This is a genomic window from Pseudomonas sp. Irchel 3F6, from assembly GCF_900187595.1.
GTDB lineage: Bacteria > Pseudomonadota > Gammaproteobacteria > Pseudomonadales > Pseudomonadaceae > Aquipseudomonas > Aquipseudomonas siliginis.
Genome location: NZ_FYDP01000007.1, coordinates 1 through 22,244, shown reverse-complemented (window position 1 = coordinate 22,244; position 22,244 = coordinate 1). Strand labels below are relative to the sequence as shown.

The window sequence follows — 22,244 nt, the reverse complement described above, 5'->3', positions numbered from 1 at the left end:
GCCTCTCTTTTTTATGCGCGTGCCCGAAAACGTGCGGCGATGGTAACGGATGGGCGCGCGACTGCAAGTGTCGTCATTGCAGTTGCGCTTCGGGCAGGGTCAGTGTGCGCGGGATCTCTTCGGCATCCCAGTGCGCGCTGCCCCAGGCCAGCAGTTCGCGCGGCGAAGCGTGTGCCAGTTCGGTGCCGGGATTCTGTCCCAATGCACGCAAGGCCCGCAGCAGCAACGGCGTGGCCTGATCGGCTTCGAGCGGCGGCGAACGGTAGGACTTGCCGAGTTTGTTGCCATCCGGCTGGGTGATCAGTGGCAGGTGCAGATAGCGCGGCTGTTTCAGGCCGAGCAGTTCTTGCAGGTACAGCTGACGCGGCGTCGAATCGAGCAGATCGGCGCCGCGCACAATATCGGTAATGCCTTGCCAGGCGTCGTCGAGCACCACCGCCAATTGATAAGCGTAGAGACCATCGCGCCGACGAATGACGAAGTCGCCGACGTCGCGGCCCAGGTGCTGACGGTATTCGCCCTGCACGCGATCGATGAAGTGGTATTCCAGCTCCGGCACGCGCAGGCGGATCGCGGCGTCGTGCTGATCATGCCCGGCATTGCGGCAAAACCCCGGATAAATCCCGTGATAGGGCTCCAGTTGTTTGCGCGAGCAGGTGCAGGCGTAGGCAAGGCCATGGTTGAACAGGCTGTTGAGCACTTCGGCGTAGGCAGCGTGCCGATCGCTCTGGCGGACCATTTCGCCGTCCCATTCGAAACCGTAGCTTTCCAGCGCCTTGAGAATCGCCGCTTGCGCACCGGGCTCTTCGCGCGGCGGATCGAGATCTTCCATGCGCACCAGCCAGCGCCCACCGACGGAGCGGGCGTCGAGGTAAGACGCCAACGCAGCGACCAGCGAACCGAAGTGCAGGTGGCCACTGGGGGTAGGGGCGAAGCGGCCGATGTAGGCGGGGGATTTGGCAGTCATGGAGGCGATAAAGGCTATTCAGAATTTGAGCAGGTTACCTCTGTGGGAGCGAGCCTGCTCGCGAAAGCTGTGTCAGTCATGAAAGAGTTATCTGAGAGGACGCTTTCGCGAGCAGGCTCGCTCCCACAGAGGCAGACGCAGGTTCCGCGGGCAAAACACAGAAACAAAAACGGAGCGTTCACACGCTCCGTTTTTCGTTCAGGCCGAGATTACTTGCCGACCTGCTTTTCCTTGATTTCCGCCAGGGTCTTGCAGTCGATGCACAGATCCGCGGTCGGACGGGCTTCGAGGCGCTTGACGCCAATCTCGATGCCGCAGGACTCGCACCAGCCGTACTCTTCGTCTTCGATCAACTGCAGGGTCTTGTCGATTTTTTTGATCAGCTTGCGCTCGCGGTCGCGGGCGCGCAGTTCGAGGGAGAACTCTTCTTCCTGGCTGGCACGGTCGGCCGGGTCAGGGAAGTTGGCCGCTTCGTCTTTCATGTGATCAACCGTACGGTCGACTTCCTGCATCAAGTCCAGTTTCCACTTGTTCAGGATCTTGGTGAAGTGCGCGCGCATCGGAGCGCCCATGTACTCTTCACCCGCCTTCTGAACGTAAGGTTCGAAGCCGCTGATCGACGTTTGCTGCTGTTGCTTTGCTTGGGTGGGCATGAAATGGACCGCCTCTACTCTTGTAATCCATTGCGCAGGATTGCTCCATCACCGACACCTGCCGGCCCTGCGGCTGCAAGCGGGCGAACTTACCAGATCAAATCAGCCTGCGCTACTCCCGGATGTCGAGCCCCCGGCGGGTGGCGCTTGCAGATGTCTGACAAGCCGTGTCTGTGGGAAGGGAGACCTGTTCAATCACTGATTTTAGTCAATCCTGGAGCGTACGTTCAGATCGTTACAGTCCAGCGTTCTTGAGGCTGTGACCTTCACGGGTTCTCGCTCGTTCCGGCAGACAGGTAGAATCGTCTCTTTTTTCCGTCGAAGGCATTCCAATGGCCCCCTACAGTGCGCGCAGTCGTGCGATCGAACCGTTCCATGTGATGGCGCTGCTGGCGCGGGCCAATGAATTGCAGGCCGAAGGCCACGACGTGATCCATCTGGAAATCGGCGAGCCGGACTTCACCACCGCCGAGCCGATCATTCGCGCCGGGCAAGCTGCGTTGACGGCGGGCAAGACCCGTTATACCGCCGCCCGTGGCATTCCCGAACTGCGCGAGGCGATCGCCGGTTTCTACCAATCGCGTTACGGCCTGAATATCGACCCACGGCGGATTCTGATCACGCCGGGCGGCTCCGGCGCGTTGTTGCTGGCCAGTGCCCTGTTGGTCGATCCGGGTAAACACTGGCTGCTCGCCGACCCGGGCTACCCGTGCAATCGGCATTTCTTGCGGCTGGTCGAAGGCGCGGCGCAATTGGTGCCGGTCGGGCCGGAGGTGCGTTATCAACTGACCCCGGATCTGGTGGCGCGGCACTGGGACCACGACAGTGTCGGCGCCCTCGTCGCTTCGCCGGCCAACCCGACCGGAACCCTGCTGACCCGTGATGAACTGGGCGGACTGTCCACAGCCATCAAGGCCCGACACGGGCACTTGGTGGTGGATGAGATCTACCACGGCCTGACCTACGGCACTGATGCTGCCAGTGTGCTGGAAGTCGATGACGGCGCTTTTGTCCTCAACAGTTTCTCCAAGTATTTCGGCATGACCGGTTGGCGCCTGGGCTGGCTGGTGGCGCCAGACGCGGCGGTCAGCGAATTGGAAAAGCTTGCGCAGAACCTCTACATCAGCGCGCCGAGCATGGCGCAATACGCTGCGCTGGCCTGTTTCGAGCCAGCCACCATTGCGATTCTCGAAGAGCGCCGCTCCGAGTTTGCGCGCCGTCGCGATTTTCTCCTGCCGGCGCTGCGTGAACTTGGTTTCAACATTGCCGTTGAGCCGGAAGGCGCATTTTATCTGTACGCCGATATCAGCCGTTTCGGCGGCGATGCCTTCGCGTTCTGCCGGCATTTCCTCGAAACCGAGCACGTCGCCTTTACGCCGGGACTGGATTTCGGTCGTTATCAGGCCGGTCATCACGTGCGCTTCGCTTACACACAAAACCTCGCACGTTTGCAGGAAGCGGTGGAGCGCATCGCGCGCGGCTTGAAGAGCTGGCAAGGCTGATGCGCTTTTATCCTGCTCTGGAAGAAGCGCGGCTGATTCGACGTTACAAGCGTTTTCTCGCCGATATCGAGACCATTAGCGGCGAATTGCTGACCATTCACTGCCCGAACACCGGTTCGATGCTCAATTGCCAGGTCGAGGGCGGGCAGGTCTGGTTCAGCCGCTCCAACGACCCTAAACGCAAGTTGCCCGGCACTTGGGAGATTGGCGAAACACCGCAGGGCCGGCTGTTTTGTGTCAACACCGGGCGGGCGAATGGGCTGGTTGAAGAAGCCTTGCAGGCTGGCGTGATTACCGAGTTGAACGGCTATACCGCGTTGAAGCGTGAGGTTGCCTACGGACAGGAAAAAAGCCGCATCGACTTCCGCCTCGAATACCCCAGCGGACCGGCGTATGTCGAAGTCAAAAGCGTCACCCTCGGCTTCGACGGCACGGCGGTGGCGGCGTTTCCCGATGCGGTGACCCAGCGCGGCGCCAAACATCTGCGCGAGCTGGCGCATCTGGCGCGCGACGGCATTCGGGCGGTGCAGTTGTACTGCGTGAACCTCTCCGGCATCGATGCCGTGCGCCCGGCCGAGGAAATCGATTGGGCTTACGCCGAGGCGCTGCGTGAAGCGGTCGCGTGCGGTGTCGAGGTGTTGGCGTACGGCGTGCGCCTGGACCATGAAGAGATGGTCATCGACCGCCGACTCGATGTGCGGCTCAACGGTTAAACGTCGACCCACACGCCTCGTGTATCTTCCCGGCATTCAATTGCCGTGAGTGACTGCCCGGCGCAGGGGCCGGCGACGCATTCGCCGTTCTCGATCAGAAACAGTGCGCCATGGGTGGCGCACTGGATCAGACTGTTGCTGGGGTCGAGAAACTGGTCGGGCTGCCATTCCAGCCCGACGCCGCGATGCGGGCAGCGATTGAAGTAGACATAGACCTGCCCGCCACGACGCACGGCGAAAAGCTTTTTGCCTTCAATTTCGAAACCGCGACTGCCGGCTTCGGCCAGATCACTGCCGGCGCAGAGAAACTTCATGGCTATCCTCTAATGTCCGCTCGTGTCGGGATATGTCCGAGCTTGACGTTCAAATGCAAACAATTATCAAATGGCGACCTTCTCCCACAGGGAGTCTGGCCGTTGCCGAGGATACTTGGCTCGCTGCGCCGATGCCCGGGAAACCTTGTTCAAGGAAGCTGCGTATGCGCCTGAAAACCCGCGTTGCCGTACTGTGCGTCGGCCTTTTTCTCAGCCATCAGGCGAGCGCAGCGGATTTACCGCAACGCTGGGTCAGCGCCGGCGGTGCGCTGTCGGAATGGGTCAGCGCACTGGGCGGCGAATCGAAGCTGGTAGGGGTCGACACCACCAGTCAGCATCCCCAATCGTTGCAGACGCTGCCGAGCATTGGTTATCAGCGCAGCCTGTCGGCCGAAGGCATCTTGAGCCTGCGCCCGGACATTCTGATCGGTACCGAAGAAATGGGGCCGCCGCCGGTTCTGGCGCAAGTCAAAGCGGCCAAGGTCAAAGTCGAGTTGTTTTCAGCCCAGCCTGATCTGCCGACGCTGGAAAAGAATGTCACTCATCTGGGCCAGTTGCTCGGCGCACAAAGCCAGGCGGCGCAGCTACTGCAGAGTTATCAACAGCAACTCCAGGCGCAGACAGTGCGAGTTGCCCAAGTGCAAACCACACAGAAAGCCCCCGGTGTGTTGCTGTTGCTCGGGCACGCCGGCGGCAAGCCGTTGATCGCCGGCAAGGACACTGCCGCCGACTGGTTGCTGCAACAGGCTGGCGGGCACAACCTTGCGACGCATACCGGCTACAAACCGTTTTCTGTCGAATCCCTCGCCAGCCTCGATCCCGAAGTGCTGGTGTTCGCTGACCGAGCATTGACCGGCGAGGCGGCAAAAGCCGCGTTGTTCAAGGAAAACCCCATCCTCAATTCCAGCCGCGCGGCCAAGAGCGGGCGGGTGATGGAGCTGGACCCGACGCTGCTGGTGGGCGGTCTCGGGCCACGGTTGCCGGCTGCTTTGCAAACCCTGACGGACGGTTTCTACCCGGCCAAGGGCGGCCAATGACCACACAGGTCAAACCCCGTGGCTTGTTCATCGGCCTGACATTGCTGTGTTTGCTGGCGATCTGGCTGTCGCTGGCATTGGGGCCGGTGAGCCTGCCGTTGTTCGATACCCTGCGCGCGGCGCTGCGTCTGATCGGCGTGCCGCTGGCGCCGGAAGGTCTGGAGCAGGCCGAGCTGATTCTCGGCCAGATCCGCCTGCCGCGAACCTTGCTCGGCTTGGCGGTCGGTGGCGTGCTGGCGCTGTCCGGCGTGGCGATGCAGGGTCTGTTTCGTAATCCGCTGGCGGACCCGGGGCTGGTCGGGGTGTCCAGTGGCGCGGCACTTGGCGCGGCGATTGCGATTGTCGGCGGCTCGTTCTTTGGCGGCCTGCCGGAGTGGTTCGGGCCGTATCTGTTGTCGGTGTGTGCGTTTCTTGGTGGTCTCGGGGTGACGGCGCTGGTCTATCGGCTGGGCCGGCGCAACGGTCAGACCCACGTGGCGACCATGTTGCTGGCCGGTATCGCGCTGACGGCGCTGGCCAGTTCGGCGGTCGGTCTGTTCACTTATCTGGCCGATGACGCGACGCTGCGCACCCTGACCTTCTGGAACCTGGGCAGCCTCAACGGCGCCAGTTACGCGCGGCTGTGGCCCTTGCTGATCATCACCATCGGCGTGGCGCTGTGGCTGCCGCGTCGGGCCAAGGCATTGAATGCCTTGTTGCTCGGTGAATCCGAGGCCGGTCATCTGGGCATCGATGTCGAACGGCTCAAGCGCGAACTGGTGTTCTGCACCGCGCTGGGTGTCGGCGCGGCGGTGGCCGCTGCGGGCATGATCGGTTTTGTCGGGCTGGTGGTGCCCCATCTGGTGCGCCTGCTGGCCGGCCCGGATCACAAAGTGCTATTGCCAGCCTCGGTGCTGGCGGGTGCGAGCCTGTTATTGCTCGCCGATCTGGTGGCGCGCCTGGCGCTGGCGCCGGCGGAGTTGCCGATCGGCATTGTCACCGCGTTTATCGGCGCGCCGTTTTTCCTTTATCTGCTGCTGCGAGGGCGTGCCTGATGTTGTCCGCGCACGATCTGCATGTCCGCCGTGGCCGCAAAGCGGTGCTCAGTGGGGTTACGCTCGGGCTCGAACCCGGCGAGGTGCTTGGCGTGCTGGGACCGAACGGCGCCGGGAAAAGCACGTTGCTTGGCGCCTTGTGCGGGGAGTTGCTCGCCAGTGACGGCAACGTTTCGCTCGATGGTCAGGCATTGAGCTATTGGAGCGGAACACAGCGGGCACAACGACTGGCGGTGTTGCCGCAGGTGTCGACGCTGGATTTTGCCTTTGCCGTCGAAGAGGTCGTCGGCATGGGCCGTTTGCCGTACCAGACCGGGCGTGTACGTGATGACGAAATCGTCGCGGCAGCGCTGGCCGCCGCCGATGCCGGGCACCTGAGTGGGCGCAGCTATCTGGCGTTGTCAGGTGGCGAGCGTCAGCGCGTGCATCTGGCGCGGGTGCTGGCGCAACTCTGGCCGGGTCAGGCCGGGCAAACCTTGTTGCTCGACGAACCGACATCGATGCTCGATCCGCTGCATCAGCACACCACCTTGCAAGCGGTGCGCGAGTTCGCCGATCGCGGCGCGGCGGTACTGGTGATCCTGCATGATCTGAATCTTGCGGCGCGCTATTGTGATCGCGTGCTGTTGCTGGAGGAGGGGCGCCCGGTTGCGCTGGATACCCCGCAGCAGGTTCTGCGTCCGGATACGCTCAGAGCGGTGTTCGGCCTGGAGGTTTTGGTGCAACCGCACCCGGAGCGTGGGCATCCGCTGATCATCGCCCGCTGATCAATCATCGAGGTGTCGCATGCGTGGATTGTGGTTGTTGGCACTGGTGTTGCTCGCGGGGTGTCAGCACGTGGCGGCTCCACCGGTGGGTGGCGATATCCGCGATCTGCGCAGCGGCGAGATGCTCACCGCGCAGCAACTGCTGGTGCGTCTCGCTGAACCTGAGCGTTTGATCATCGGTGAGCAGCACGACAATGCCGATCATCATGCTGCGCAATTGTGGCTGTTGCAGTCGCTGGGCGAGCGCCGGGTGCAAGGCAGTCTGCTGCTGGAAATGCTCACGCCGGATCAACAAGCGAAAGTCGATGCGCTGCGCCAGTCGAAGTCCGTCGCGGCTGATTTGCCTGCGGCATTGGCCTGGCAGGAGGGCTGGGACTGGAATCTTTACGGGCCGATCGTGCGCTTCGCTCTGACACAGCCATATCCGCTGCTGGCGGCCAATCTCGATGACAGCGAAATCCGTGCGTTTTACCGAAATCCACCTGCGCTGAACGGTCCTCGCAGTAATGCGTTGTCCGTGCAGAACACGTTGCTTGGACAAGTCAGTGAATCTCACTGCGGCTTGCTGCCCGAATCACAGATGCCGGCGATGCTGGCGATTCAGCAACAGCGCGATCGGCGAATGGCCCAACGCATGCTGGCGGCGGCGACGCCTTCGATCCTGCTGGCCGGTGCCTGGCATGCGCGCAAGGATGTCGGCGTGCCGCTGCATCTGCTCGATCTGGGCGCCACCAGGGCGCCGACCGTATTGATGCTGGCCGAGCAGGGCGCTGCGGTAACGCCGGCGATGGCCGATTACGTCTGGTACACGCCGGCCACACCGAAGCCGGATTACTGCGAGCAGATGCGTCAGCAATTCGCCAAATGACTTTCCGGCAGGCAAAAAAAGACCCGGTAAAAACCGGGTCAAATAACCGTGATTAGCCTGATGAGGAGATAATCTGAGAGTCCGAACCAAGGGCTTTTCAGAATATCGACTGATCTCGCGACCAGTTGTGATAATCATAGCGATTCTCATTACCGAGTCAACCGCTGTTTTTGCCAATCTGTAATTTAGTTTTGCGAGTGGTGGTGAGGCCCTGTGAATAAAGGGCTATGCGCTAGGTGCGCTGCGTCGTCAACTGCGTGATCTGGCGATTCAACTGTCCGATGCGCCGAGCCATACCCTCAATCAGGCCATGGGCGATCTTCGGGTTGCTGCGGGTCATGCTCAAAAATTGATCACCGGGAATCAACATCACCGTGCTCGGCTCGGAAGTCACTACCGTGGCGTTGCGCGGCTCGCCGGTAAACAACGCCATGGCGCCGAAAATCTCGTCCTTCGGCACGTCACCGACCTTGTGCCCGTCGACGAACGCCTCAGCATGCCCATCGATAATCACGAAAACATGGTCCGCTGCATCGCCCTGTTGAATCAGCACGGCACCGGCCTCGACCCGTTTGAAGCCGTTGGTGCTGCGGAACTCCCGGGGTTTCAACTCGGCCACAGCGTGGGCGAGCAGCGCCATTTGCCCGAGCAGATAGCTCAGAAGCTGCTCGGCTCGATCAGGGTCGGCATACAAATGCTGCAAAACCTCTGCGCGACCATAGGGCAGCAGGCGCACAGTGCTCTCGCTGCATACGCGACAGTCGCTCCATTGCTCGCCACGTTGCAGGCCGAGCAGATCACCTTCCTGCCAGTAGAACAGCGCACGGCCCGCGATGCAGCCATGTACCACGCCCTCGCTCAGCAAAAACAGCTGATCGTCCGGCAACTGCGTATACAAATCATCCGTGGCCTCCAGTTCGACAACAGGCGCGCACGGCGACAAATCCTGCAGCCACTGCCCGGGAAGACTCTGCAAGCGATTGATCAATGCGTCGGCGTGGGCCGATTGTTCCCCCAGTAAATACATGGCGTCAGCGCCTGTTCAGTTTTTATGGCGCGCGGAAATGGCTTCGAGCTGCTTGTTCAAGGCGTCCTTGCGCTCGGCAGGGATGTCGTTCCAGTGCACGTCCATCAACGCCCCTTCGATCGCATACAACAACACCTTTGAAGCGCGAAAGCCTCGAGTACGCACGGCCCGGTAGGCATCCACTGCACCGAGGCGACGCAAGTCCGAGGCGCTGTGGATGCCCACGGCATGCAGCCATTGCGCCGATGTCTTGCCAAGATTTTTCAGGTGTTGCAGTTCATCATTCATCAAGCCTCCTTGCGACGGCCGAATGGTGCGTGGGCGAGCTTCTCAGCAGTGTAGCCATCAGTAGGAAAAGCGTGGTTGTTTGGTCGGATTCGACGCAAAAGCTTCTAAGAAAGGGGGGTAAAGGACCTGCGAACGCAGAGGGAAGGGAGGTAAACGATTATCAATGGGGGAGCGAGCCTGCTCGCGAAGAGGGCGTATCAGACACAATCAATATCGACTGACACTACGCCGTCGCGAGCAGGCTCGCTCCCATAGGGGCAAGGCGTGGTGTCAGGAAGATTTCCGGATATCAGCGAGTGCGATAGCGCAACCGTGTACCGAAATTCATTGACATCAGGATCTCGTCGGCACTCAGCTCCGGCGGAAAGTACGCACCGGAAATCTGTGCATGGGCCAGGCTGGCGCCTTCGAGCGAAGCCTTGCGGAAATCGATGCCACGCAAATCGGCGGAGCGGAAATACGCATCGCGGAAATCCACGTTATCGGCGTTCAGTTCACGCAGGTCGAGGCCACGAAAATCGCCGCCGACCATGTCGATCAGACCATCCTGTGGACGTTCTTTGTTGAAGCCTGCAACGTCATCTTTGTGCAGCAGGGCGTAAAGCGGAGTGTCGAGCAGTTTAGGCTGGCTCATGTCAGATCACCTGTTGGTTTTATGACGCCAGTATAGTGCCACTATTTGCCGGCCGTGAAGCGAGCGAGGGCTTCACGGCCGAAATAGTTTTTTACAGGCCCGGCAGGCGCTGACGGATCTGCGCAACCACGGTGTCCAGCGTGCCGGATTCATTGGTCTGCACGCGTTTGCTGCGCAGAATCTCCTCCGGGGTCAGCGCTTCGCGGTTGGCCTGCTGCGCTTCGATCACTGCCAGGGTGGCGTCGGACGGATCCTTCTGATCGGCCTGGCGCATCGCCAGCCAGCTTTCGATTACCGCTTGCGGGGCATTGCAGTCGAGGATCAGGAACGGCGTGCCAGTGGCTTCGGCAATCTTCGCCGCGTTATCGCGCTGCTCGCGTTTGAGATAGGTCGCGTCGATCACTACCGGGAACCCGGCGTGCAAAATCACCTCGGCGATTTCATGCAGGCGCGCGTAGGTCGCGGTGCTGGCATCGGCGCTGTAAATGCCGGCCTGCACGTCGTTGGCAACGGTCTGCTCACCGAACAGGCGCTTGCGCTCGACATCGGAACGCAGGCGAATTGCGCCCAGCGCTTCGACCAGGCGCATGGCCACATGGCTCTTGCCGACGGCGGAAACACCGTGGGTAATGGCCATGAAGCGCGAAGGAATGGTGCTGTAGCTTTCCGCCAGGTTGGCGTAGTTGCGGTACTGGCGCAGGGTGGTGGCGCGCTGCACCGCAGTCGCGTCCGCCGGCATGCTGAACAATGCCACCTTGGCCCGCACCAGCGCGCGGTAGGCTTTATAGAAGTTCAGCACTTCCAGGCCCTCATAGTCGCCGGTCAGTTCCAGATACTGGCTGATGAGGCGACGCGCCAACGATTTCAGGCCACGGTCTTCCAGGTCCATGGCGAGGAAGCCGGTGTCGGCCCAGACATCAGTGAAACGGAATGGCTCGTTGAACTCGATGCAGTCGAAGATCACCACATTGCCGTCGATGACCGTGGCGTTGCCCAGGTGAATGTCGCCGTGGCATTCACGGGTGAAACCTTGTGTCTTGCGCTGGGCGAACAGGGGCTTGAGGCGCTCGAAGCTGCTTTCGGCCCAGGCTTTCAATGCCTCAAGTTGCAGCAAGTCGTTCTTGTCGCTGAGGAACGGCAGGATCTGCTCGAAATTTTGCGCGACCGGCGCCATCACGCTGTCCGGTGTACCGGCGTCGTGTTCGGCCGGGACTTTCGGGGCGTTGAGATGGAAATGGGCGATCTGCTCGGCCAACGCGTCGATGTGCTGAGTGGTCAGTTCGCCATTGGCTTGCAGGGTGCTGAGCAAGCCGCTCTGCGGGAACTGGCGCATTTTCAGCACGTATTCGATAGCCGGGCCGTCGCCGCCCAGTTGCGGTGCCTCGACGCTGCCGGTGACCGGCAACACGTCCAGATACAAATCATCGGTCAGACGCTGGTTCAGCCGCAGCTCTTCAGCGCAGAAATGCGCACGTGCGTCGAGGCTGGTGAAGTCGAGGAAGCCGAAATTCACCGGCTTCTTCACTTTATAGGCAAAGGGCCCGGTGAGAATCACCCACGAGATGTGGGTTTCGATGACCTGAAACCCTTCGACGGGATGCGGGTAGAGGGCCGGGTTTTGCAGGGCAGCGATCAGGGACTGGCTCACGGGCGATCCTTCAGAGGCGGGGGAATTCGAGGCGGCCATTATGGCTGCTTGCCCGCCTGACGCAAACCTCCGCGCGTGCCTGTTGAGGATCGATAAAGTGCGTATAATCCGCCGCCATGACTCGATCCCGATCCCCCCGTACCAAGAAAAAACCACCAGCCAAGGGCCTCAGCCCATGGTTGAGCTGGGCCATTAAACTCAGCCTGGTCGGCCTTGTAGTGCTGGCCGGCTTTGCCGTTTACCTCGATGCCGTGGTGCAGGAGAAGTTCTCCGGCAAGCGCTGGACCATCCCGGCCAAGGTATACGCGCGCCCGCTCGAGCTGTTCGTCGGACAGAAGCTCAGCAAGGACGATTTCCTCACCGAACTCGATGCCCTCGGCTATCGCCGCGAAGCCGTGAGCAACGGCCCCGGCGCCGCAGCCGTCAGCGGCAATACGGTTGACCTGAACACCCGTGGCTTCCAGTTCTATGAAGGTCTGGAAAAGCCGCAGCCGGTGCGTGTGCGCTTCTCCGGCGATTACGTCGCCGAACTGTCCTCGACCAACGGTTCGAAACTGTCGGTGGTGCGCCTCGAGCCGCTGATGATCGGCGGCATTTACCCGAAAAATCTCGAAGACCGCATCCTGATCAAACTCGATCAGGTGCCGCCGTACTTGCTCGAAACCCTGATCGCCGTCGAAGACCGCGACTTCTACAGCCACTGGGGCGTGTCGCCGAAATCGATCGCCCGCGCCGTGTGGATCAACACCTCCGGCGGCAAGATGACCCAGGGCGGCAGTACGCTGACCCAGCAGTTGGTGAAGAACTTTTACCTGACAAGCGAACGCAGCCTGACCCGCAAGCTCACCGAAGCGATGATGGCGTTGCTGCTGGAACTGCATTACGACAAGAAGGAAATTCTTGAGGCCTACCTCAACGAAGTCTTCGTCGGTCAGGACGGCCAGCGTGCGGTGCACGGTTTTGGTCTGGCCAGTCAGTTCTTCTTCGGCCAGCCATTGTCCGAGCTGAAACTGCATCAGGTTGCGATGCTGGTCGGCATGGTCAAGGGACCGTCCTACTACAACCCGCGCCGCAACCCGGAACGCGCGCTGGAGCGGCGCAATCTGGTCCTCGACGTGCTGGCGCAGCAAGGCGTGGCAACCCCCGAACAAGTCGAAGCGGCGAAGAAAATGCCGCTCGGTGTGACGACTCGCGGCAAGCTCGCCGACAGCTCGTTCCCGGGCTTTATCGACCTGGTCAAACGCCAGTTGCGCGAAGACTACCGCGACGAAGACTTGACCGAAGAAGGCCTGCGCATCTTCACCAGTTTCGACCCGATTCTGCAGATGAAAGCCGAAGCCTCGGTCAACGACACGTTCAAGCGTCTGGCCGGGCGCAAGGGCTCGGATGACGTCGAAGCGGCGATGGTCGTGACCAACCCGGAAACCGGTGAAGTCCAGGCGATGATCGGCAGCCGTCAGGCCAGTTACGCCGGTTTCAACCGCGCACTCGATGCGGTACGCCCGATCGGCTCGCTGATCAAACCGGCGGTGTATCTGACCGCGCTTGAGAAACCGAGCCAGTACACGCTGACCAGTTGGCTGTCGGACGATCCGCTGTCAGTCAAAGGCGCCAACGGTCAGGTGTGGAAGCCGCAGAACTACGATCGCCGCTCCCACGGTACGGTGTTCCTCTATCAGGGCCTGGCGCATTCCTACAACCTGTCGACCTCGCGCCTGGGCCTGGAAGTCGGCGTGCCGAACGTGCTCAAGACCGTAGGTCGTCTGGGAGTTACCCGTGAATTCCCGGCGTTCCCGTCGATGCTGCTCGGTGCTGGCGGCATGACGCCGATCGAAGTGGCGACCATGTACCAGACGCTGGCCAACGGTGGTTTCAATACGCCGATGCGCGGCATTCGCAGCGTGCTGACCGCCGAGGGCGAGCCGCTCAAGCGTTATCCGTTCCAGATCGAACAGCGCTTCGACCCTGCCTCGATTTACCTGATCCAGAACGCCATGCAGCGGGTGATGCGTGAAGGTACCGGCAGTTCGGTTTATAACGTGCTGCCCAAGACCCTGACACTGGCGGGCAAGACCGGTACCAGTAACGATTCGCGCGACAGCTGGTTTGCCGGTTTCAGTCAGGATCTGCTGGCAGTGGTCTGGCTGGGTCGCGACGACAACGGCAAGACGCCGTTCACCGGGGCCACCGGTGCGCTGCAGGTCTGGACCAGTTTCATGCGCAAGGCCGATCCGCTGCCGCTGGACATGCCGCAGCCGGACAACGTCGTGCAAGCGTGGGTCGATTCGCGCACCGGCCAGGGTTCCGATGCCAACTGCCCCGGCGCGGTACAGATGCCGTATATTCGCGGCAGCGAGCCGCCACCCGGCGCCGCGTGTGCAAGCGAAACACCTGCCTCGCCGGAGTCGGTGATGGACTGGGTCAAGGGCTGGATGAATTAAGCAAAGAGGGTTTCAAGTGAACAAGTGGTTGATTCCAGCGGTGACCGCCGTGGCTTTGCTCAGCGGCTGCTCCACCGTACAGCGTGGTTCGATTCCGGTAGTGGATTCGGGTACGGCCGTGTCCAACAGCGAACGCATCGGCGCCAATGGCGGTTTCCGCCAGACCACGGTCAAGCGCCCGGCGCAGGGCCAGACTCAGGCGATTCCGCAGGGCGATACCGGCGTGGTGGTGATGGTGCCGGGCGGCGGTGCTGCGGTGTCAACACCGATCAGTTCTTCGCCGATCGTCCCGGGGCCTGCATCCGGCGGTATCACGTCGGGGCCTTACAACCCATCGGCGGTTGAGTCGGCACCGATCAACTCCGGCAGCTACAGCATGCCGTCGACGCCAAGTGGCATTCCTTCGGCCAGCAGCGGTGGCGGGCTGTCGGCGGATGAGCAACTGGACGGTCCGGTACTCGCCTTGCTGACCACCGCGCAACAGCAGCAGGCCGGCGGCGACCTCAACGGTGCCTCTTCCAGCCTGGAGCGGGCGCAACGTGTCGCCCCCCGTGAGCCACAAGTGCTTTACCGTCTGGCGCAGGTGCGCATGGCCCAGGGCGATGCGCCGCAAGCCGAGCAATTTGCCCGTCGCGCGTTGACCATGGCCAACGGTCGTCCGGATCTGCAAGCCAGCCTGTGGGAAATCATCGCTCAATCTCGTGAGAAACAAGGCGATTCCGCCGGCGCCGCGCTGGCCCGTCAGAAGGCCAAGGTTTCCCTGTGATGGACGTGCGTTTCCCGAAAATCGCCGATCAGCTGTTGTTGATTGAACGCGAGCTGCGCACCCAGGGCTGGTGGGATGAGGTTCAGCCGTCGGTCGAAGCCCTGAGCAGTGTCGAGCCGTTCTCGGTCGACACGCTGGACTTCGAGCAATGGCTGCAATGGATCTTCCTGCCGCGCATGAAGATGATCCTCGAACAGGATCTGCCCTTACCGAACGCCTCGGGCATTCAGGAAATGGCGGAAATGGTCTTCGCCCAGCGCAACCTTGGCGGCAAGGATCGGCAGTTGCAGGTGCTGCTCAAAGAGTTTGACCGGCTGATCACTGCCTCCCGCTGAGCGCGGTTGTGTAGGAGCTTTGTAGGAGCTGCCGAAGGCTGCGATCTTTTGACTTTAGACGAGCAGGATCAAAAGATCGCAGCCTCGTTGCACTCGTCAGCTCCTACAAGTTCCGACGTCGCGATTACGAGCAATTCTCGGCAATCTGCTTCTTCGCTTCGACGATGCGTTCCTGACGCTGTGTATCGTCGAGCCTGCGCACATCCCCCTCGACCTCCTCACGCAAACGCGGATTGTTCTGCAGTTGCGCCAGGTTCGTGCGTGCCTGTTCGCAAAAGGCCTCGAGCTGCGCCTGCTGCTCGGCGACCTGTTTCTTCACCTTGGCATCAATGGCTTTCTGATCGCCGAGTACGCCGCCGCCCGGCAGCGGCGCGGCTTTCGGCGCGGGTGAGGAGGGCGTTTGCAGGGTCGTCGCCGGTTGGCCCTGCGGCGGTTGTGCATCGAAATGCGTGACGCCTTGGGCATCGACCCATTTGTAGATTTGAGCGGCCGAGCACCATGGGCTGAGACCGATCAGCAGAGTAAGGAGGAGCGTTCGCATGCTGATTCCTTGGCAAAAATGCGCAATTGACGCTAACAGAGTAGCGCTTTTCAGGTTTTTTCTTGCGTTCTCATGTGCTTACCCACAATTAACCCCACAGACGACTTGACTTGCAGAGGGCGAAACAGAAGAATCCAAAGTCCGCTGTAGAGGGACTGCCAGAAGCAGACCCACTCGGTAGATCATGAGGCGCACATCCGCGCCGACCTGTTACACCCGCAACGCGTTACCTCGCGCTGGGTGGGAAAGGCCCGCAACACTTGGGACGATCCCAATACTTGCTCAGTCAGTGCTGACGTAGTCGGCGACCACCGTCGCTCATGCTCTGCCGAGAAGTAAACCTATTAAGACCCGCCCCTTTTTTGTGGACGGTATTCTGGCGTTTTAGAGGTGAACAACGTGGAGCTTTTATCTGGCGGTGAGATGCTCGTCCGCTTTTTGCGTGACGAAGGCGTCAAATATATCTACGGGTACCCGGGTGGTGCTCTCCTGCATGTTTACGATGCCCTGTTCAAAGAACCGGAAGTGACCCACATCCTGGTTCGTCACGAACAAGCGGCGACCCATATGGCTGACGGCTACGCCCGTGCCACCGGTAAAGCCGGCGTGGTATTGGTGACATCCGGTCCAGGCGCCACAAACGCCATCACCGGTATCGCCACCGCCTATATGGACTCGATTCCGATGGTGATCATTTCCGGTCAGGTGCCAAGCACCATGGTCGGCACCGACGCGTTCCAGGAAACCGACATGATCGGTATCTCCCGGCCGATCGTGAAGCACAGCTTCATGATCAAGCACGCTTCGGAAATCCCGGAAGTCATGAAGAAGGCCTTCTACCTGGCGCAGTCCGGTCGTCCGGGCCCGGTCGTGGTCGACATCCCGAAAGACATGACCAATCCGGCCGAGAAATTCGAATACGTTTTCCCGAAGAAAGCCAAGCTGCGTTCCTACAGCCCGGCCGTTCGCGGTCACTCCGGGCAGATCCGCAAGGCGGCAGAAATGTTGTTGGCGGCCAAGCGCCCGGTGCTGTACTCCGGCGGCGGCGTGATTCTCGGCAATGGCTCCGCGCAACTGACCGAGCTGGCGAAAATGCTCAACCTGCCGGTGACCAACACCTTGATGGGTCTGGGCGCTTTCCCTGGCACTGACCGTCAGTTCATCGGCATGCTCGGCATGCACGGCAGCTACACCGCGAACCTGGCGATGCACCATGCCGATGTGATCCTCGCCGTCGGCGCACGCTTCGACGATCGGGTGATCAACGGCCCGGCGAAATTCTGCCCGAACGCCAAGATCATCCACATCGACATCGACCCGGCGTCGATCTCCAAGACCATCAAGGCTGACGTGCCAATCGTGGGTCCGGTCGAGAGCGTCCTGACCGAAATGGTCGCGATCCTCAAGGAAATCGGCGAGACCCCGAACAAGGAGTCCGTGGCCAGTTGGTGGAAGCAGGTCGATGAATGGCGTGGCGATCGCGGCCTGTTCCCTTATGAAAAGGGCGACGGCAGCAAGATCAAACCGCAGACCGTGATCGAAACCCTCTGCGAAGTGACCAAGGGCGACGCCTTTGTGACCTCCGACGTGGGTCAGCACCAGATGTTCGCTGCGCAGTACTACACGTTCAACAAGCCTAACCGCTGGATCAACTCCGGTGGTCTGGGCACGATGGGCTTCGGTCTGCCAGCAGCGATGGGCATCAAGCTGAGCTTTCCGGACGACGACGTTGCCTGCGTCACCGGCGAAGGCAGTATCCAGATGAACATCCAGGAGCTGTCGACCTGCCTGCAATACGGCTTGCCGGTAAAGATCGTCATCCTCAACAACGGTGTGCTGGGCATGGTTCGCCAGTGGCAGGACATGAGCTACGGCAGCCGTCACTCGCACTCCTACATGGAATCGCTGCCCGACTTCATCAAGCTGGCTGAAGCCTACGGCCACGTTGGCGTACGCATCACCGAATCGAAAGATTTGAAGTCGAAGATGGCCGAAGCGTTCGCCATGAAGGATCGCCTGGTGATCATCGATGTTGCGGTCGACACCAGCGAGCACGTCTACCCGATGCAGATCAAAGACGGCTCCATGCGCGATATGTGGCTGAGCAAGACGGAGCGTACTTAATCATGCGGCACATTATTTCCCTGCTTCTGGAAAACGAACCCGGCGCTCTGTCTCGTGTAGTCGGCCTGTTCTCGCAGCGCAACTACAACATCGAAAGCCTGACCGTGGCGCCGACCGAAGACCCGACCCTGTCGCGTCTGACGCTGACCACCGTGGGCCACGATGAAGTCATCGAGCAGATCACCAAAAACCTGAACAAGCTGATCGAAGTGGTCAAGCTGGTGGACCTGTCGGAAAGCGCTCACATCGAGCGTGAACTGATGCTGGTCAAGGTCAAGGCCACTGGCGCCCAGCGCGCCGAGATCAAACGCACTACCGATATCTACCGTGGGCAGATCGTCGATGTCAGCGCCAGCGTGTATACCGTTCAGTTGACCGGTACCAGCGACAAGCTCGACAGCTTCATTCAGTCCATCGGCACCGCATCGATTCTGGAAACCGTCCGTAGCGGCGTGACCGGCATTGCTCGCGGCGACAAAGTTCTCAGCATCTAAACCAAATTAGCGCATGGCCTGAACGGCCGGATATAAGGGGAAATTCATGAAAGTTTTCTACGATAAAGACTGCGACCTGTCGATCATCCAGGGCAAGAAAGTTGCCATCATCGGTTACGGCTCCCAGGGCCACGCTCAAGCGTGCAACCTGAAAGACTCCGGTGTCGACGTTACCGTCGGTCTGCGTAAAGGTTCGGCCACCGTTGCCAAAGCCGAAGCTCACGGCCTGAAAGTGACCGACGTTGCTTCCGCTGTTGCCGCTGCCGACCTGGTCATGATCCTGACCCCGGACGAGTTCCAGTCCTCGCTGTACAAGAACGAAATCGAGCCGAACATCAAGAAAGGCGCCACTCTGGCCTTCTCCCACGGCTTCGCGATTCACTACAACCAGGTTGTTCCGCGTGCCGACCTCGACGTGATCATGATCGCGCCGAAAGCCCCGGGCCACACCGTGCGTTCCGAGTTCGTCAAAGGCGGCGGTATCCCTGACCTGATCGCGATCTACCAGGACGCCTCGGGCAACGCCAAAAACGTTGCACTGTCCTACGCCGCTGGCGTCGGTGGCGGTCGTACCGGCATCATCGAAACCACCTTCAAGGACGAGACCGAAACTGACCTGTTCGGCGAACAAGCCGTTCTGTGTGGCGGTACCGTTGAACTGGTGAAAGCCGGTTTCGAAACTCTGGTTGAAGCTGGCTACGCGCCGGAAATGGCCTACTTCGAGTGCCTGCACGAACTGAAGTTGATCGTTGACCTCATGTACGAAGGCGGTATCGCCAACATGAACTACTCGATCTCCAACAACGCCGAGTACGGCGAGTACGTGACTGGCCCGGAAGTGATCAACGCCGAATCCCGTCAGGCCATGCGCAACGCCCTGAAACGTATTCAGGACGGCGAATACGCCAAAATGTTCATCAGCGAAGGCGCAACCGGCTACCCTTCGATGACCGCCAAGCGTCGTAACAACGCCGCTCACGGTATCGAAATCATCGGCGAGCAACTGCGCTCCATGATGCCGTGGATCGGTGCCAACAAGATCGTCGACAAAGCCAAAAACTAAGTCGTCGTCCCTTGCACGAAAAACGCGGCCTAGGCCGCGTTTTTTCGTTTGGGCCGGTGCTTCTGGTATAAAGCTGCATCGTTTGTGGCCGAACTGTCGTCCTCAAGCCTCTGTCGAATTTTTTCCAAACCGTTGCAAGGTAATGTCCATGAGCGAACGTCCCGAAGAGCCGAACAAGGCTTCCGACGCCGAAAGCCTGCTGCCCATCGATGAACACATCGAAGAAGGGCACGACGCCGAAGGTCGTAAAGTCCGGCATCGTGGTATCTATCTGCTGCCGAACCTGTTCACCACCGCCAACCTGTTCGCAGGCTTCTATTCCATCATCAACTCGATGAGCGCGCAGGCCGCGTTGAGCGCCGGCGACTCGGTGAATGCGAGCAAGTACTTCGCCTTCGCTGCAATCGCGATTTTCGTCGCGATGGTGCTCGACGGTCTCGATGGTCGCGTAGCGCGCATGACCAATACGCAAAGTGCTTTCGGCGCCGAGTATGACTCGCTGTCGGACATGGTCGCCTTCGGCGTCGCGCCGGCATTGCTGGCCTTCGGTTGGGCGCTGGGAGACATGGGCAAGGTCGGCTGGATGGTCGCCTTCATATATGTAGCGGGAGCGGCGTTGCGTCTGGCGCGTTTCAACACCCAGGTCGGCACGGCGGACAAACGCTACTTCATCGGTCTGGCCAGCCCGGCGGCGGCAGGTGTGGTGGCCGGCATTGTCTGGGCGTTCAGCGATTACGGCATTCAGGGTTCGAAGATGTCGTTCCTGGTGGCGTTGATGGTGGCGGCGGCCGGCATGCTGATGGTCAGCAACATCAAGTACAACAGCTTCAAGGAGCTGGATCTCAAAGGTCGCGTGCCGTTCGTGGCGATCCTGGCGGTGGTGCTGGTATTCGCTGTCGTGTTCAGTGATCCGCCGCGCATTCTGCTGCTGGTGTTCCTCGCCTATGCGGCGTCCGGTCCGGTGCAGTATCTGTTGCGCCTTCGTCGTCACAAAAACGCCGAGTGATGTAATTTCCCGCATACTCCGCAGTCTATGGGTGCACCTGTCCTCCAAAGCTGCGGAGTTGTCATGTTGATCAAGATCCCCAAAGCATCCGACTGCCATGAGTCGGATGTCACGCCTGAAGCCATTTATCTCTCCCGCCGCCAATTGCTCGGCGCCACTGCTGCCGGTATTGCCGTGAGCAGCCTGCCGCGCTGGGCCAATGCCGCTGATACCCCTCGCTACTCTGACGTCGAATCCGGCAAGGCTCCGGCCTGGTTTGCCGAAAAGCTTCCTTCTACTCAATGGGGGGCGGTCAATGTCAAGGACGAGGCGATCACGCCTTATAAAGACGCTACGAACTACAACAACTTTTATGAATTCGGTACCGGCAAGGGCGATCCCGCGAGGAACGCTGGCGACCTGAAAACCGAACCCTGGAGCGTGGTCATTGACGGGGAGGTGGGTAAGCCGGGGCGTTATGCGCTGGAAGACTTCATGAAGCCGTATCAACTGGAGGAACGTATTTATCGTCTGCGCTGCGTCGAGGCGTGGTCGATGGTCATTCCCTGGATCGGCTTTCCCATCTCGGCCTTGCTCAAGCAGGTCGAGCCGACTTCCAAGGCCAAGTACATCCGCTTTGAAACCCTGCAGGATCCCAAGAGCATGCCCGGCCAGCGTTCCGGTTTTGCCTTGATCGACTGGCCGTACGTCGAAGGCTTGCGTCTGGATGAGGCGATGAATCCTTTGGCAATTCTGGCGGTGGGCATGTATGGACGCGAACTGCCGAACCAGAACGGCGCGCCTTTGCGTCTGGTGGTGCCGTGGAAGTACGGCTTCAAAAGCGTGAAATCCATTGTGCGCATCAGTCTGGTCAGCGAGCAGCCGAAGACCACTTGGCAAAGCATTGCTGCCGATGAATATGGCTTCTACGCGAATGTGAATCCGACGGTTGATCATCCGCGCTGGACCCAAGCCCGCGAGCGGCGCTTGCCGAACAGCCTGTTCAAACCGAATGTGCGCGATACGGAGATGTTCAACGGCTACTCGGATGAAGTCGCTTCTTTATATACAGGGCTCGATCTGCGGAAGAACTACTGATGCGTTATCCGTTCTGGCGAGTGGGCGTGTTCATTGCGGCAGCGATCTGGCCATTGCTGTGGTTCTATCAGGCGTTCGCCGATCTGCTCGGGCCTGATCCAGGCAAGGTGCTGGTTGATCGTCTCGGGCTTGGCACGCTGGTGTTGCTGTTGATTACGTTGAGCATGACGCCGTTGCAAAAGCTGAGCGGTTGGGCGGGGTGGATTGCAGTGCGCCGGCAGTTAGGGCTTTGGTGTTTTGCTTATGTAGCGCTACATCTGTTCAGCTATATGGCGTTTATCCTCGGGTTTGACTGGTCACAGTTGGGCGTTGAGCTACGTAAGCGGCCTTACATCATTGTCGGTGCACTCGGCTTTCTCGGATTGCTGATACTGGCAGTGACGTCGAATCGTTATAGTCAGCGTCGTTTGGGTGCTCGCTGGAAGAAGCTGCATCGCTTGGTTTACGTGATACTTGGGCTGGGTTTGCTGCATATGCTCTGGATCGTGCGGGCCGATCTAGAGGAGTGGGCGATTTATGCCTTTATAGGCGCTGTGCTCTTGCTGCTTCGTGTGCCGCCGGTGATGAGGCGAATCCCGCGTTTAATGGCTAAAAAGCAGAATCTGCAAGAAAAGCGAAATTAACGGTTGACGGCAGATTCCAGAGGTCTATAATTCGCCCCACTTCCGGCGCAGTCGAAACGGAAAACTCCTTAAGATTCAAAGAGTTATGCGGTTTTCGACAGCGGCTTGCTTCAGGTCGTCGAAGCCTGGAAGGAGTTGAAAGGGCAGTGATGTGTAGTTCTTTTAACGGTTCGATCTTCTCGGTCGAAAGCGGAAAAAAAGAGGTGTTGACAGCAGCGATTAACGCTGTAGAATTCGCCTCCCGCTAACGAGAGATCGGAAGCGCAAGTGGTTGAAGTTGTTGAAAAATTCTTCGAAAACTTCTGAAAATAATCACTTGACA

23 protein-coding genes are annotated in these 22,244 nt (G+C 60.1%); 15 read left to right on the top strand and 8 right to left on the bottom strand.

The window, feature by feature from the left end; translation table 11 throughout:
- Positions 1-73 precede the first annotated feature (73 nt).
- The gene (gene gluQRS, locus CKW30_RS21160) at positions 74-967 is read right to left on the bottom strand and encodes a tRNA glutamyl-Q(34) synthetase GluQRS (protein ID WP_095181824.1); all 894 of its coding nucleotides are present in this window, start codon (positions 965-967) and stop codon (positions 74-76) included.
- A 209-nt stretch (positions 968-1,176) separates the two neighbouring features.
- Positions 1,177-1,620: an RNA polymerase-binding protein DksA gene (gene dksA, locus CKW30_RS21155; RefSeq protein WP_041477831.1), complete on the bottom strand. Its 444-nt coding sequence runs from the start codon at positions 1,618-1,620 to the stop codon at positions 1,177-1,179.
- Between the two features lie 332 nt (positions 1,621-1,952).
- Here dksA and CKW30_RS21150 point away from each other — a divergent pair, with 332 nt between their 5' ends.
- Together CKW30_RS21150 and sfsA are read left to right on the top strand one after the other, a co-directional pair.
- Complete coding sequence (locus CKW30_RS21150) at positions 1,953-3,122, top strand: pyridoxal phosphate-dependent aminotransferase (RefSeq protein ID WP_095181823.1); 1,170 nt, start codon at positions 1,953-1,955, stop codon at positions 3,120-3,122.
- Positions 3,122-3,835, top strand: coding sequence for a DNA/RNA nuclease SfsA (sfsA, locus tag CKW30_RS21145; RefSeq protein ID WP_095181822.1), 714 nt, complete (start codon positions 3,122-3,124; stop codon positions 3,833-3,835). The genes CKW30_RS21150 and sfsA overlap by 1 nt, the downstream gene beginning before the upstream one ends.
- Here the strand turns inward: sfsA and CKW30_RS21140 are convergent.
- On the bottom strand, positions 3,832-4,149 hold the full coding sequence (locus CKW30_RS21140) for a Rieske (2Fe-2S) protein (RefSeq protein ID WP_056790410.1): 318 nt from the start codon (positions 4,147-4,149) through the stop codon (positions 3,832-3,834). The two genes, sfsA and CKW30_RS21140, sit on opposite strands and share 4 nt — an antisense overlap.
- A gap of 164 nt (positions 4,150-4,313) precedes the next feature.
- On the opposite strand from CKW30_RS21140, the gene CKW30_RS21135 reads away from it, so the two are divergent.
- Genes CKW30_RS21135 through CKW30_RS21120 form a run of 4 tightly spaced genes read left to right on the top strand, consistent with a single transcriptional unit; the run spans position 4,314 to position 7,855 of the window.
- Positions 4,314-5,186, top strand: a complete 873-nt coding sequence (locus CKW30_RS21135) for a hemin ABC transporter substrate-binding protein (protein WP_095181821.1) — start codon at positions 4,314-4,316, stop codon at positions 5,184-5,186.
- A gap of 50 nt (positions 5,187-5,236) precedes the next feature.
- Positions 5,237-6,220, top strand: coding sequence for an iron ABC transporter permease (locus CKW30_RS21130; RefSeq protein WP_163032956.1), 984 nt, complete (start codon positions 5,237-5,239; stop codon positions 6,218-6,220).
- Positions 6,220-6,987, top strand: a complete 768-nt coding sequence (locus CKW30_RS21125; RefSeq protein ID WP_095181819.1) for a heme ABC transporter ATP-binding protein — start codon at positions 6,220-6,222, stop codon at positions 6,985-6,987. The genes CKW30_RS21130 and CKW30_RS21125 overlap by 1 nt, the downstream gene beginning before the upstream one ends.
- A 19-nt stretch (positions 6,988-7,006) precedes the next feature.
- Positions 7,007-7,855, top strand: a complete 849-nt coding sequence (locus CKW30_RS21120) for a ChaN family lipoprotein (protein WP_095181818.1) — start codon at positions 7,007-7,009, stop codon at positions 7,853-7,855.
- A gap of 232 nt (positions 7,856-8,087) precedes the next feature.
- On the opposite strand, the gene CKW30_RS21115 is transcribed toward CKW30_RS21120, so the two are convergent.
- The 4 genes from CKW30_RS21115 to CKW30_RS21100 form a co-directional block, all read right to left on the bottom strand.
- Positions 8,088-8,882 (bottom strand): Crp/Fnr family transcriptional regulator, encoded by a 795-nt coding sequence (locus CKW30_RS21115; protein WP_095181817.1) that lies wholly within the window; start codon positions 8,880-8,882, stop codon positions 8,088-8,090.
- A gap of 15 nt (positions 8,883-8,897) precedes the next feature.
- Positions 8,898-9,170: a TfoX/Sxy family protein gene (locus CKW30_RS21110; RefSeq protein ID WP_016773175.1), complete on the bottom strand. Its 273-nt coding sequence runs from the start codon at positions 9,168-9,170 to the stop codon at positions 8,898-8,900.
- Between the two features lie 289 nt (positions 9,171-9,459).
- On the bottom strand, positions 9,460-9,804 hold the full coding sequence (locus tag CKW30_RS21105) for a pentapeptide repeat-containing protein (protein WP_041477841.1): 345 nt from the start codon (positions 9,802-9,804) through the stop codon (positions 9,460-9,462).
- A 91-nt stretch (positions 9,805-9,895) separates the two neighbouring features.
- Positions 9,896-11,452, bottom strand: a complete 1,557-nt coding sequence (locus tag CKW30_RS21100; RefSeq protein ID WP_056790394.1) for a bifunctional aminoglycoside phosphotransferase/ATP-binding protein — start codon at positions 11,450-11,452, stop codon at positions 9,896-9,898.
- Between the two features lie 116 nt (positions 11,453-11,568).
- On the opposite strand from CKW30_RS21100, the gene mrcB reads away from it, so the two are divergent.
- From mrcB to CKW30_RS21085, 3 genes are read left to right on the top strand one after another with little or no spacing between them, the layout of a single operon-like run.
- On the top strand, positions 11,569-13,893 hold the full coding sequence (gene mrcB / locus CKW30_RS21095; protein WP_095181816.1) for a penicillin-binding protein 1B: 2,325 nt from the start codon (positions 11,569-11,571) through the stop codon (positions 13,891-13,893).
- A 16-nt stretch (positions 13,894-13,909) separates the two neighbouring features.
- Complete coding sequence (locus CKW30_RS21090) at positions 13,910-14,659, top strand: M48 family metallopeptidase (protein ID WP_041477844.1); 750 nt, start codon at positions 13,910-13,912, stop codon at positions 14,657-14,659.
- Entirely contained in the window at positions 14,659-14,994 is a 336-nt protein-coding gene (locus CKW30_RS21085) for a YqcC family protein (RefSeq protein WP_056790386.1), read from the top strand. Before CKW30_RS21090 ends, CKW30_RS21085 begins: the two co-directional genes overlap by 1 nt.
- A gap of 124 nt (positions 14,995-15,118) precedes the next feature.
- Here CKW30_RS21085 and CKW30_RS21080 read toward each other — a convergent pair whose 3' ends face one another.
- On the bottom strand, positions 15,119-15,535 hold the full coding sequence (locus CKW30_RS21080; RefSeq protein ID WP_095181815.1) for a DUF4124 domain-containing protein: 417 nt from the start codon (positions 15,533-15,535) through the stop codon (positions 15,119-15,121).
- Between the two features lie 399 nt (positions 15,536-15,934).
- Between CKW30_RS21080 and CKW30_RS21075 the strand changes: the two genes are divergently transcribed.
- The 6 genes from CKW30_RS21075 (at position 15,935) to msrQ (ending at position 21,922) form a co-directional block, all read left to right on the top strand.
- Entirely contained in the window at positions 15,935-17,659 is a 1,725-nt protein-coding gene (locus CKW30_RS21075) for an acetolactate synthase 3 large subunit (RefSeq protein WP_039761986.1), read from the top strand.
- A 2-nt stretch (positions 17,660-17,661) separates the two neighbouring features.
- Positions 17,662-18,153, top strand: coding sequence for an acetolactate synthase small subunit (ilvN, locus tag CKW30_RS21070; RefSeq protein ID WP_003176102.1), 492 nt, complete (start codon positions 17,662-17,664; stop codon positions 18,151-18,153).
- 46 nt (positions 18,154-18,199) lie between these two features.
- A complete protein-coding gene (ilvC, locus tag CKW30_RS21065; protein ID WP_003228216.1) occupies positions 18,200-19,216 on the top strand; it encodes a ketol-acid reductoisomerase in 1,017 nt (338 codons plus the stop codon).
- 148 nt (positions 19,217-19,364) lie between these two features.
- On the top strand, positions 19,365-20,222 hold the full coding sequence (gene pssA, locus CKW30_RS21060) for a CDP-diacylglycerol--serine O-phosphatidyltransferase (RefSeq protein ID WP_016773182.1): 858 nt from the start codon (positions 19,365-19,367) through the stop codon (positions 20,220-20,222).
- A gap of 63 nt (positions 20,223-20,285) precedes the next feature.
- Positions 20,286-21,299: a protein-methionine-sulfoxide reductase catalytic subunit MsrP gene (gene msrP / locus CKW30_RS21055; RefSeq protein ID WP_095181814.1), complete on the top strand. Its 1,014-nt coding sequence runs from the start codon at positions 20,286-20,288 to the stop codon at positions 21,297-21,299.
- Positions 21,299-21,922 (top strand): protein-methionine-sulfoxide reductase heme-binding subunit MsrQ, encoded by a 624-nt coding sequence (gene msrQ, locus CKW30_RS21050; protein WP_095181813.1) that lies wholly within the window; start codon positions 21,299-21,301, stop codon positions 21,920-21,922. The genes msrP and msrQ overlap by 1 nt, the downstream gene beginning before the upstream one ends.
- The last annotated feature ends 322 nt before the right edge of the window (positions 21,923-22,244 follow it).